This window comes from Collinsella sp. AF08-23, from assembly GCF_003479805.1.
Lineage (GTDB): Bacteria > Actinomycetota > Coriobacteriia > Coriobacteriales > Coriobacteriaceae > Collinsella.
In genome coordinates this window covers 53,459-65,739 of sequence record NZ_QUHV01000013.1, presented here as the reverse complement: position 1 = coordinate 65,739, position 12,281 = coordinate 53,459, and the positions used below count along the sequence as shown (strand labels likewise).

At 60.6% G+C, this 12,281-nt stretch carries 11 protein-coding genes; 2 read left to right on the top strand and 9 right to left on the bottom strand.

The window, feature by feature from the left end; all coding sequences use genetic code 11:
• The coding region (locus tag DWV48_RS07810; protein ID WP_118654248.1) for a Sau3AI family type II restriction endonuclease at positions 1 to 2,485 on the bottom strand (2,485 nt) is incomplete at its 3' end.
• A gap of 172 nt (positions 2,486 to 2,657) precedes the next feature.
• Between DWV48_RS07810 and DWV48_RS07805 the strand changes: the two genes are divergently transcribed.
• Positions 2,658 to 3,188: a cysteine hydrolase family protein gene (locus DWV48_RS07805; protein ID WP_118654247.1), complete on the top strand. Its 531-nt coding sequence runs from the start codon at positions 2,658 to 2,660 to the stop codon at positions 3,186 to 3,188.
• 137 nt (positions 3,189 to 3,325) lie between these two features.
• Here the strand turns inward: DWV48_RS07805 and DWV48_RS07800 are convergent, their stop codons facing one another.
• Positions 3,326 to 4,303, bottom strand: a complete 978-nt coding sequence (locus DWV48_RS07800; RefSeq protein ID WP_233546235.1) for an endonuclease domain-containing protein — start codon at positions 4,301 to 4,303, stop codon at positions 3,326 to 3,328.
• 628 nt (positions 4,304 to 4,931) lie between these two features.
• Between DWV48_RS07800 and DWV48_RS07795 the strand changes: the two genes are divergently transcribed.
• Entirely contained in the window at positions 4,932 to 5,492 is a 561-nt protein-coding gene (locus DWV48_RS07795) for a ferritin family protein (RefSeq protein ID WP_040360524.1), read from the top strand.
• Positions 5,493 to 5,738: 246 nt separating this feature from the next.
• Here the strand turns inward: DWV48_RS07795 and rlmH are convergent, their stop codons facing one another.
• The 7 genes from rlmH to DWV48_RS07760 all read right to left on the bottom strand — a co-directional run bounded on the left by rlmH (position 5,739) and on the right by DWV48_RS07760 (position 12,242).
• Positions 5,739 to 6,245, bottom strand: a complete 507-nt coding sequence (gene rlmH / locus DWV48_RS07790; protein ID WP_255413667.1) for a 23S rRNA (pseudouridine(1915)-N(3))-methyltransferase RlmH — start codon at positions 6,243 to 6,245, stop codon at positions 5,739 to 5,741.
• Positions 6,246 to 6,291: 46 nt separating this feature from the next.
• Complete coding sequence (locus DWV48_RS07785) at positions 6,292 to 7,848, bottom strand: aminotransferase class I/II-fold pyridoxal phosphate-dependent enzyme (protein ID WP_369834846.1); 1,557 nt, start codon at positions 7,846 to 7,848, stop codon at positions 6,292 to 6,294.
• A 276-nt stretch (positions 7,849 to 8,124) separates the two neighbouring features.
• A complete protein-coding gene (locus tag DWV48_RS07780; protein ID WP_118654244.1) occupies positions 8,125 to 8,499 on the bottom strand; it encodes a YbaN family protein in 375 nt (124 codons plus the stop codon).
• Positions 8,496 to 8,966: an ABC transporter transmembrane domain-containing protein gene (locus DWV48_RS07775; RefSeq protein WP_255413666.1), complete on the bottom strand. Its 471-nt coding sequence runs from the start codon at positions 8,964 to 8,966 to the stop codon at positions 8,496 to 8,498. Before DWV48_RS07775 ends, DWV48_RS07780 begins: the two co-directional genes overlap by 4 nt.
• A gap of 123 nt (positions 8,967 to 9,089) precedes the next feature.
• Positions 9,090 to 10,031, bottom strand: a complete 942-nt coding sequence (locus tag DWV48_RS07770; protein WP_118654242.1) for a hypothetical protein — start codon at positions 10,029 to 10,031, stop codon at positions 9,090 to 9,092.
• A gap of 471 nt (positions 10,032 to 10,502) precedes the next feature.
• On the bottom strand, positions 10,503 to 11,348 hold the full coding sequence (locus DWV48_RS07765) for a patatin family protein (RefSeq protein ID WP_199588931.1): 846 nt from the start codon (positions 11,346 to 11,348) through the stop codon (positions 10,503 to 10,505).
• Between the two features lie 129 nt (positions 11,349 to 11,477).
• Positions 11,478 to 12,242 carry a ChbG/HpnK family deacetylase gene (locus DWV48_RS07760; RefSeq protein WP_118654241.1) on the bottom strand — a complete coding sequence of 255 codons (765 nt, stop codon included), beginning with the start codon at positions 12,240 to 12,242 and terminating at the stop codon, positions 11,478 to 11,480.
• Between the last annotated feature and the right edge of the window lie 39 nt (positions 12,243 to 12,281).

The following is a 12,281-nucleotide window of genomic DNA, read 5'->3' as shown; positions in this document are numbered from 1 at the left end:
AGCATTTCCCAGTTGACAAAACTATAGGAACACCCCCCTCACTGGTAAGGATGGTTCGGGCAGGCGCGTCAACGGGGTCGGGAAAAGCCATGGCGCCCTCAGAATACCGATACGTAAAGCCCGTCTTTTTGTTGACGCGTGGCTCGTTCTTCCCACCCTTGAAATAGCGCCATTTGGCAAGCTTCGCCTCGTCGACGAAAAATTCTTCCGGCACCTCAGAATCGGAAACGAGAACGTCGCCCAGCGTCTTGCTCGGCCCTTCATACGCTGCCTCGACTTTTGCGGTCATAACTGTACAGCCCTGCATGACTCCCGCATTTTGAAACGGGGATGTCTTAAGCCCCACGCCGAAGCGCTCCGTGTTCTCAAAAGGATCGTCATAAATCGGAATCGTCGCTTCCGTCGCAACGCATCGCGCCGGAAGCGCATCCGCCATAACACCCGCGCGGAGTCGTTCCTTCAGATCCCAAGCGTCTTCCGTCCGCTCTGCGTAGATATACACTCTGCGGCGCTTCTGCGGGAACCCGTAATCCGCTCCATTCACCACACGCCATTCCGCGGAATATCCAAGCGAAGCCAAGCAAGACAGAATAATTGCGAAGTCGCGACCGCGTTGCGACGCGGGACTCTTGAGCAGGCGATCAACATTTTCGAACAGACAGTACTTGGGCTGCTTCAAACGCAGGAACCGATAGATGTCCCACCATAGAACACCCTTCTTGCCCTCAATACCGTTTGCCTGTGACAGGGGCTTTGCCACGGAGTAATCTTGACAGGGGAATCCGCCGACAACCATATCCACATCGGGAATATCGATCTCTCCCACTTCATAAGCGCCCAAAACCGCATGTATGTCTTCGTTGACCACGGAACCGTAGCCGAATCGCTCTTCATAACAACGCGCAGCAAACTGCCTGGCAGGAGAGCCCTGGGGCTCCCACTGATTCGCCCAAACCGTCACGAACGGCCCGGCAGCGGGCATCTCAAACTCCGGATGATCCTCATTGCTATAGCCCTCAAGACCCAGGCGAAAACCGCCAACCCCCGCGAACAATTCCGCAACTCGTATCACGTTTCCAGTCATTCCGCTGTGTCCTAGCCTCTCTTCAAGCGCTTCATCAGTCGGAGCGCGCAAATCCCGCCTTACTCTATCGATCTCGGATGCGATATAACGCGCGTTCAGCCAAAAGCACTTCTTCGTCTCGAACGATCCATAAGGCGTCGGAAGCGCATCTGCTTTGTTTCTGCCATGCGGCCTTACATGGCAACACCGATTTTCCGTTGATTTGACCGACTGGTCCGCATGACCGGATCTCACCCGCCGCTGCATTTCCTCATAACAGCGACGCGCTTCCAGCAGGTCCATGTCGGGCATCTGCCAAAAGAGCAGCTCAGCCAATCTAAACGTACCTTTATCGGCCGCGTCCTCCCGATATACAACGAAGAGATACTTCTGAGCCAAGTAACGCCTAAAGTCACTGGAATTGAACTCACATATCGCAAGGTCGCAGTAATCGAACGTCGGAAATGAAATCGACTCCTTGGGCATTCCGTTGCACTTGATCCTCATCGTCTTTGGCTTCACGCCCGCTTTCTCAAACTCCGCGATGCGAGAATCCTCGTCGACACCCAGGATGTGCTTCGTTATAAGCGCGCAAAGGTTCTTGGGCTTCCTATTTCCCTGCCACCCATATCCACACACGCTCGCCAATTCGTTTTCCGACAAGCCTATATATGGCTCGAATCTACGCCTCACCAACGCAAGCAAATCGAGCCCCGAACTTCCACTGTCCCTGCGAATTGCCTGTGCTTCTAGCATGCCGTTGAGCGCGACTGTCATATACGAAGGCTTTATTGCCCAAGCCCTCGGCTTGGCGGGGACATCCGAATACGGTTGCTCCGTTCGCTTCGCGGCATTCGCCGCTTTGGTCGCTGCCTCCAGATACAAGGTGTCCGAACCGGACAGCTCATGAGCCCTGCCTCGGCGAATCTTCCGCACGACGATATCCCAATCCCTTTTGAACGTCGGGATATCTTCATCCGGAATCCCCCAGAGCTCCACAAGCTTGACGAGATAATCAACGGGATTGAGCTCTTTGTCATATTGGTACGCAATGAGCAAGATCTGGTGTAGCTTCTTCTGAAGCGAGCTCGTCTCCCAAGTCTCATCAACAACGCTCATATAATTGATCATGCTAATTACCAGACGCTCTTTAGCCGAAAGTCGCCCGTCTTTCAATTGTTTGAGCGGAGTCGTTTTCAACTCAGTTCCAACTTCGGCAAAATCCGCATCAGGGTCGCTATTGATTTCATAATGGAAGTAGTACTTTTCAACCGCGTTGCCGAACGACCCCCTTCTTTTATGTGGGTCCTCGACTCGCTCCAGTCCCGGGCATTCCTCCCTGAGCGTATGGCCTTCAAGACGCTTGGCATACGCAAGGATTGACTCAATTGAAGAGCTGTCATATTCCAGGGTTGCGTCCACGATTTCCACCTTATTAGGAACGCCTGTTCGATCTCTGTATTGTACCGATCGAACAGACGTTCCTCAAAGTAGGTGCAGTCGGATTGGCGGGAACCAATGCTTGCCCGTATTCCCTTCGCATCGCCTATACAATATTGATCAACGCAATTCCCACACCAAAGGAGCCCTCGCCATGTCCAACTCCTACCTTGTCGTCATCGACATGCAAAATGACTTCATCGACGGCGCCCTGGGCACGCCCGAGGCGCAGGCCATCGTCGAGGCGGTCGCCCAACGCGCCAGCAGCTTCAGCGGCACGGTCGTTTTCACCAAAGACACCCACGGCAGCGACTACGCAACCACGCAAGAGGGTCGCAACCTGCCCATTCCCCACTGCATCGCCGGCACGACCGGCTGGGAGCTCGCACCCGCCCTCGAGACGGTTCGCACCCACCGCAGCGCTCCCGTGTTCGAAAAGCCCTCGTTCGGATCGCTCGACCTTGCCCGCTGGCTCGTCGCGCAAAACGACGCCGAGCCCATCGACTCCATCGAACTCTGCGGCCTGTGCACCGACATCTGCGTGGTCAGCAACGCCCTCACCATCAAGGCGCACCTGCCCGAGGTCCCGCTCAGCGTGAACCCCGCCCTGAGCGCCGGCGTCACCCCCGCCGCGCACGACGCCGCGATCACCACCATGGCGAGCTGTCAGGTGCAAATCCTGTAACCGGGCTCGGGCCTCGTTTTGCGGCGGCCTTTCGCCCCGATGACCCGCCTGAGACAGACCCCATACCCACGCACGGGCCTCACCCCGCGCCGTCTCTCGCGACCTTGCGATTGGCGGCGTTCTTGTTTTTTGGCCAGCTACCGTGCCAACGCTGCAGCGTACCATTTGAATGCTGGGATGAGCTGCATGCGCAGCACGTTGCGACGCGCATCGAAACCGCTGCTGCGGATTCTCAGCCGAATGCCCATCGCACGTGCAACGTCCACGACGAGCTGGTTGTACAGATGCTCTTCGACAATGTCCTCGTACCAGACGTTCAATATGGTCCAGCCCGAGCCAACCAGCTTGTTCTGCCTGCGGTCGTCGCGCTCGACCTGCTCGATCGTGTGGAACTTGCGGCCCTTGTACTCGAGACCGACCTTATGACCGGGGAATGCAACGTCCACATAGCGGTCCCCGTCGGCGGTTGAGACGCGATGGTTGAGCGAGACAGGCCCGAGGGCATAACCACCGAGTCGCCGCGGCCAGGTAAGCAATGCGCAAAGAACGGATTCCATGGGCGAGTTGGAGCCGTCACCGACCAGCTCAAGCGCCTCGCGGGCCCGGACGATCCCCGGCGCTCCGGGCATCGCATCCAGCACACGGGCGATCTGTTCGACGGAAGTCAGGGGCTTCGCCGTGTTGGTAAGACCATCCCATGAATCATCGAGGAGGTAGGTTCCGCACAGCTCGAGGCCGATCATCGCCAGCTCCTCGACGGTGCGCTGCCGCTTCTTGTGCAGGTCCACTGTTGCAAGATGCAGAAATGTCAGAGCCGGGCTCGTCACTAAAACATCCCTATTCACGTAAATAAGCGAACGAGGTGGCAACTCCGCCGCGCTGCGGTGGCACACGATGTCGTCGCGGCTGCGGGCGCCCGACTCTTTGGACACCAGGATGTGCACGGGACGCGTTTTCACACCCAAACGCCCCATGTCGTCCGCAAACATAGCTTTTGGCGATATGCCGCAGCCATCCAGTTTTTGCGTGCGTGGTCTATCCAAAAACTCCGGCGCCAATCGTCCGCTCGATCGCATAAATTCGAGCGCTGACTCTCCAAAAATGCATACGCTCATGACCGTCGCCCCCTCGGCCCGATACGTTTTGCTCAGTGTGGTCAAAATACCCTGATTGTGCGCTGAGCAATCAGTGACGCAGTTGCGTTTGCCCAGGATTGGGCAAACTGATTCCGCCGACCACGCGCCCTGGCACCCATTGCCTCCAGCCGCCATCGACAAAACCCCAGGATTGTCCCGCGCCAGAAAATATGCACGAGCGTTTTGGCCCCGCTTTCAGCGCACAATCAGGGTATTTTGACCACTTTTCCGAAAACGGATATATTGTGACCCCCTTTTGAGGGCTTGAGCGCTTTTTCGCGTGCCACGTTGCCGCCGCAGAACCACCCGCCGCCACCCCTCCCTGAGCGTCCAGACAAAAGCAGGGGTCCAATCAGCTCTTGGCCTGTTCGGACGGACACTTGAACGCCCCATCTGCCCCGTTAACACGCCGATCGCCATTACATGACCATCTCCCTAAGGCCTTGAACTGCACGTTCGCTCATTTGTGAACTATTTAAGAATGAATCCTAATATGTTTCCGTTTTAGGCCCATATGATTCTGGAACTGTGCCATAATGCAGTTGTCCGAGCGCGAGCCACCCACCGGTTCGCCCGCGCAATCGCCTGTGTTCAAAGGAGAACAAACATGAAGTTCGTTTGCCCCGTTTGCGGTTACGTTGAGGAGTTCGACGGCGAGGAGCTGCCCGCCGATTTCAAGTGCCCCCAGTGCGGCGTCTCCGGCGACCGCTTCACCAAGGTCGAGGAGGGCAAGATGACCTGGGCCGCCGAGCACATCGTGGGCGTTGCTCACGAGGAGGGCGTCTCCGAGGACATCATCGCCGACCTGCGCGCCAACTTCGAGGGCGAGTGCTCTGAAGTTGGTATGTACCTGGCCATGGCCCGCGTTGCCCACCGCGAGGGCTACCCGGAGATCGGCCTGTACTGGGAGAAGGCCGCTTACGAGGAGGCCGAGCACGCTTCCAAGTTCGCCGAGCTCCTGGGCGAGGTCGTGACCACCTCCACCAAGAAGAACCTCGAGATGCGCGTTGAGGCCGAGAACGGCGCTACCGCCGGCAAGTTCGACCTCGCCAAGCGCGCCAAGGCCGCTGGCCTGGATGCCATCCACGACACCGTGCACGAGATGGCTCGCGACGAGGCCCGTCATGGCAAGGCCTTCGCTGGCCTGCTGCAGCGCTACTTCGGCTAAGTCTTAGTCGCAAGTCCCCTAGCTTACACAAACGAAAAAACGCCGGCCTCCTGAGGTCGGCGTTTTTTCAACCAACATGACACCACATGTCGCCGTCTATATGAAACGTTTGAACGCTGGCGCTGTCACGGCGCAGCATATAGGGCGTACCCGAATATGGACGCCATCTATCACAGCCCGGTTTTTTACTCCACGCCCGCGAAGGTAGCCTCGCTCCGCTTGCGAGCGGCGCGCATCAGAAGCAAGCTACTTGTGATAGGGCTCTCCACGCATGATCTTGAATGCACGGTACACCTGCTCAAGCAGCACCACGCGCGCCAAGTTGTGCGGCAACGTGATCCGCCCGAACGAGAGGCGCTCGTCGGCGCGAGCGCGTACCTCAGACGACACACCGCACGAACCACCGATAACAAAGGTGATGGAGCTCTCCCCCCGTAGCATCAGGTCATTTAGATGCGACGCGATCTCCTCACTCGAACGCTCCTTGCCCCCAATGTCGAGCAGCACCACATGCGACCGCTCGGGAATCGCCGCCAAAATGGCCTTGCCCTCAAGCGCGCGCCCCGCCTCCTCGCCACCGGTCTTTGCCGGATCACGGTCGGGGATCTCGACCATCTTGATGCTCGCATACGCGCTCAAGCGCTTTACGTACTCCGCGCAGGCGTCCGCCCAAAAACGCTCCTTGAGCTTGCCCACTGCGACCACGGTGATCTTCACTGAATCCTCCTCGATAAACGCCATGGCGCGACTCACGCCACTGGGGCCACACGAATCGGCGCGCACCCTGTGGCTGGCGCCCCTACGCTTGACGATAGGTCTCAAAGAACTCAGCCAGATCTTCCATCGCCTCGCGCAGCACACCCATGCGCGGCAGATACACGATACGGAAGTGGTCAGGCTCGGGCCAGTTGAAGCCGCCGCCGCGGGTGATGAGAATGCCCTTCTGGTGCAGCAGGTCGAGGGCGAACTGCTCGTCGTCGTGGATGTTGAACTTCTTCACGTCCATCTTCGGGAAAATGTAAAACGCCGCCTTGGGCTTGACCGCCGTAATGCCGTCGATCGCGTTCAGCGCCTCGTACACGTAGTTGCGCTGCTCGTACACGCGACCGCCGGGCGCCACGTAATCCTTGACAGACTGGTGCCCGCCCAGCGCGGTTTGCACGATGGACTGCGCCGGCACGTTGGAACACAGGCGCATGTTGGAGAGCATGTTCACGCCGAGCATGAAATCGCTGCCCAGGCGTTTGTTGCCCGACACGATCATCCAGCCGATGCGGTAGCCCGCGATCATATGGCTCTTGGAAAGACCGGAGAAGGTGACGCAGAACAGGTCGGACGCCAGGCTCGCAATGGAAACGTGCTCGGCATCATCCATGCACAGGCGGTCGTAGATCTCGTCCGCAAAGATCATGAGCTGGTGCCTGCGTGCGATCTCGACGATGCCCTCGAGGACGTCCTTGGAATAGACCGCACCCGTGGGATTGTTGGGGTTGATGATGACGAGCGCCTTGGTGCGCGGGGTGATCTTGGCCTCCATGTCGGCCAGGTCGGGGTTCCAATCTGCCTGCTCATCGCAAAGATAATGCACGGGCGTGCCACCGGCGAGCGTGGCGCATGCGGTCCACAGCGGATAGTCGGGCGCGGGAATGAGAATCTCGTCACCGGTGTCGAGCAGTGCCTGCATGCACAGGTTGATGAGCTCCGATACGCCGTTGCCCGTGTAGATGCCGTCCATGCTCACATTGGGTAGGCCCTTGAGCTGCGCGTACTGCATGATCGCTTTGCGTGCGGAGAACAAACCGCGGCTGTCGGAGTAGCCCTCGCAGTCGGGAAGCTGTTCGCGCATATCCTGGATGACCTCGACAGGAGTGCGAAAGCCAAACGGTGCAGGGTTGCCAATGTTGAGCTTGAGAATGTGAGCGCCCTCGGATTCGAGGCGCGCGGCCTCGTCGACCACGGGGCCGCGGACATCATAGAGAACGTTGTCGAGCTTGGAAGACTTGCTAAAGGTGCGGATGGCGTTGGACATGGTAATCCCTTCGGGGTGCGAGCTGGCCGAGTCGACGGAGTCGGTGTTCTTGTCGAGGCGGCTCATGTGGATGCGGGGCTCGGGGGCGGCGGCAGGCCGCACCTCGGCTCGCCCGGGGGGATCGGAGGTCGTGCACGCGGAGGGCGCACTCTCCCCCATCAAGAAGCTAGGTTCAATTTCCAAAATATCGGATAGCAGCTGCACAACCGCGCGGCGCGGCAAGGTTTTGCCGCTCACGTACTGGCTCACTTGGCTCTTTCCGAGCTTGGCCCCTCGCTGGCTCGCCATCCGAATCAAGTCGGCCTGCTTGAGCCCTCGACGGTCCATGCCCTCACGCAAGTGCTGCGCGAACGATTCCGCCGTGGCAGGCGAATCGACAGGCATGCGCTTCTTCTCAACCATCGGCACTCCCAACAAGTCAATGGAACCAATAGTTCAATTTCTGGGAGTTTACCATATGAGTTCAATTATTAGTTCAATTAGTTCAATTTAAACGAAAGCAACGCCCCGTACGGCATCGGTGCCACGCGGGGCGCGAGGCGCGGCGCCCGCGCAGCCCGGCAATCCAACAGGGCGCGCACCCACTCCGGATGAAGCGCTGCCCTATGCGCGGCGCTCCTTCACGCCGAGCGTGAAATAGGCGAGGTGGAACACCCAAACGCACACGAGAATGATGCGCCCGACGGGCACCTGATGCATCAGGGCAAAGCCAATCGACATCAGCACCGTCACCACCGCCATGATGCGCACCTTCGCCGCGCGCGTCATGCCTTGATCCGACACGTAGCCCTCAAGATTCTCCTTGTACAGCTTGGTCCCCAAAAACCACTGGTTGAGGCGCTCCGAAGCCCGAGCGAAGCAAAACGCCGCCAACAGTAGAAATGGAAGCGCTGGCAACAGGGGGAGCACAGCGCCGACGGTGCCCAGAGCCAAAGCAAGGCACCCACACGTCGCATACGCGCATCGTCTCAAGTTCATTGGGCATCCTCCCCGGCATTGGGCAGATGGTGGTGCCAGCCCGCCTTGTTCTCCAGAAACGTGTCGCCCAGCTCGGTGTACTGGCCCCAATACCTGCTCAACAGTTTTTTCGCCCACGTCTGCACCGCGGCAATCGACACGGGGATAAGCGGCACGCACACGAGTAGGACAAGTGCCGCGCGCAGGCTCACGGTGGAAAGGACCGCGAAAAGCGTGGGTGGAGCGAGCATCGCGTAGAACAGCTGGAGTAGGTACGCCGCGAAATAAGTCTCGAGTTGCTCCACGCCTTCAACGGCGACTTGCACGACCTCGAAGGTCGCCGCGGTCTGCCGGTACGTCGCCCCAAGGCGCAGGAGCTTCTCGTAGAGTTGGGTGCGCAGCGTGCGCTTGACGGCGCGCGAGGAACACACGGCGAGCAGTGATGCTCCGAGCGAACAATGCGTCGCGCTTATACCTCTGCACGGCACCCGGGGGCCCTGTCGATATGAAAAACGCTCCGGCCCGAAGAATCGGATCGGAGCGTCTTCATGCAAGCACCTCACGCTGCGCCCACTCTGCCGTCAAACGTGCGGCAATACGGGCCGGGACGATTAGTAGCGGCTACCACCGCGACGGTCGCCGTAGTTGCCACGGCCACCACGGTCGTCACGAGAGCCGTAGCCGCCGCGGCCACCGCGGTCGCCATACCCGCCGCGCGTGTTGCGATCGCTGAACTTGCGGTCACGGTCGCCAAAGCCGCCGCGACCACCACGGTCGCCGCGGTCGCCGAAATCGCGACGAGGACCGCGATCGCCAAAGTCCTTGCGAGGACCGCGATCGCCGCCACGGCCGCCGAAGCCACCGCGACCGCCACGGTCACCGCCGCGGCCGCCGAAGTCCTTGCGCGGACCACGGTCGCCACCGCGAGCACCAAAACCGCCACGGGAGTTGCGGTCGTCGTTATCCAGGCCCATCTCGGTGAGCGGGTCAATGAGCTTGTCCATGAGGGCCACGATATCCTCAGCGTCAAGCTGAGAAAGCTGGGGGATGAGCTTCTTGCGCTTGCCGCCCAGAGAAGCGGCGATTTCCTCGGCGTTCTCGTTAGCGGAGACGAGGATGGCGCGCATGTCCTCTTCCTCGGGCATGACGCGGGTCACAGCACCGGCCTCCTCGGCCTCGCGCAGGATGCCGTCGAGCTCACGCAGACGCATGCCCAGCAGGTCGGACATCTCCTTCTGCTCCATCTGGGGCTTGAGCTCAAGGAGCTTGAGGGCGCGCATCAGTTCGCTGGCGCGGGCGGCGTCGGCCTCAGCCTCACGGCCCATGGCGAACTTACGGTTGCGCAGCAGGCGAGCGGCCTTCTGCACCTTGTCGAACAGCTGGTCGTCGAGGGAGAGCTCCTCGGCGGCCTCCTCGGCGTCGGCGTCCTCGGACTCGGCAGCGGTCTCGGCCACGTCGTCGGCGGCCTCCTCGACCTCGGCAGCCTCGGTGGCCTCGACGGCCACAGTGGCTTCGTCCATGATCTCGTTCTCGTTCTCGATGTTCTCGGACATGTCGTCCTCCTTCTGCGCCCGCAGGCGCGCTATCGGGGGCTGATCGCCCCGGCGCCACTCACGTCTTTCAAAAATGTCTGGCACCATCTCCACGCCTTCCGGCGTCTCATGCGGCACGCTCCATCTGAGCCTCGAATGCCGCCGTAAACCAGTGTACGCGCCGCAGCCTTGATTCCCGCGTGCACATTTCGTGACACACAGGTTCCGCATTCGCTCCGTTTGTGAACAAGCACTGCCCCCCTCCGCGATGGCGCCGACGCTCCGAAACGGCACCGCGCGTGTAATGTCGAGAAAATCACGATAGTAGCGCTTCAATTTCGACATCACACGCGCGGAACTTCAGCGTTCGGGTTCACCGTCGCAGGCCATGCATGCCCTGCGGCAACGCCAGGTGTTCGGGCTCGCCATCTCGCCCGTGCACGCCTCATGCCAGCGTCGGCACTCGGGGTCGTCATCACGCCCGCGCACACCTCACGCCAGATAGCGCTCGACATCCGCAACCCGCGCCTCTCCGTCGCACCTACCCACCTGGTAGACGCGCTCAAGAACCTCGGGGTCTTTGACCGAGATGGGCGCCTTTACCGACTCACTCGGGCGGATGACGAGCAGACGCCCCTCCGCTTCAAGACGAGCAACGTCATCGAGTTGTGCATTGTAGCGTTCGTGCCGGTTGGCCAGCAGCTCAATGAGCCTAGGGTACTTGCGCAAGGTCAGGCGCAGGATGGGCATGAGGCCGTTGGGCTCCTTGCGAAAACCTGCCGGCTGCGTGAGGATCGCCACGTTGCGGTCGTATCCGTGGCGAACCATCCACATCGCGGGGATGGAGTTCGCGATGCCACCGTCGAGCAGGATGTGCCCGTCGAGGCGGACGGGATTTGCCAGCATGGGCACGGACGCGGAGGCGCGGATCCAATCAAGATCCTCCTCGTCACCGCGCTCGATGTCATGGTAGATGGCCTTCCCCGTCACGATATCGGTGCACACCACCGTGAAGCGCATCGGGTTCGCCTGCAGTGCCTCGACATCGAACGGATCCAGCTCGAGAGGAACCGTGCGATACGCGAAATCGACGCTGTACAGGTCACCCGTGCGCAGCAGGTTGCGCATGCTGGCGTAACGCGGATCGGCACAGAAGCGCTTGTTGTAGCGAATGGCGCGGCCGGCCTGACGCGACTTGATGTTCACGCCGAACGCGGCACCGGCTGACACGCCCACCGCATGGTCGAACTCGATCCCATGCTCCATGAACACATCGAGGACGCCCGCCGTGTACAGGCCACGCATGCCGCCGCCCTCAAGTACCAATCCCGCCGTCATCTGCGCCTCGCCCCTCCTCGTATCACGCCTCTTTCGACAGGCAATTCTACGCCCATCGCGAAAAAGGGGGCGAGCGCGTTTGAACTGCGCCCGCCCCTCCGACTGGGCCCGCTTTCCCAGCAGGAAACCCTACAGGTCGCGATAATCGATGAGCTCGAGATCGCCCCGGCCCTCCAGCCAAGCGCGCAGGTCGGGGTCGAGCAGGGCATCGACCTCCTTGGTACGGTCCTCGGTGAGCGACGAATGCGTGAGGATGTAGTGGTCGAGGTAGCCTGGGTGGCACACGAACACGACCGTCTCGCCGTCGCGCATCTCCTCGACCGTCTCGCGGATCGCGGCGGCAGGGTCGTAGCCCGGAGCTTGCGAGCGCATGACCATCCGCACCGGAGTGCCCCCGCACTGCACCACAGCGGACGGGTCAAACGAGGGCACCTGGTACGTATAGCCGTGCTCGCGCGCCACGTGCCCGATGGCCTCGTTGAGGTTCTTGGAGAGCACGGCGTGCGCCTCGAAGTACTCCGGCTCGCGGCCGACGATCTGGACAAACCGCGCGAGCTGCGCCTCGATCTCGATGACCGCCTCGTCGAAGTCGACGAAATCGACGCCCTCCTTGTAGCAGGCGCGGTACTCGCGACTGCTCTTGAACTCGCCGTTGCCCTGCAAAAGGCTCGGGATGAGCGCGGGGTCGGCGCATGGCGCGCCCAGGCACACGTTGGTGTGCTGCCCGACGGCGATATCGCAGTCGGCGATGAGCGACCACCCGTGCGCGGCCTCGGGCATGTTCGGCATCACGCCGACCGAGCGCACCAGGCCCTCGCGGACGCTGCGCTCGATGCCCAGGTCGACGGCGCGCGAATACCCCACGTCATCGGCGCGAATCAAAAGCTGCTTCACTGCATACTCCTTTCCATAACACGCGGAAGGCCGCCGTTC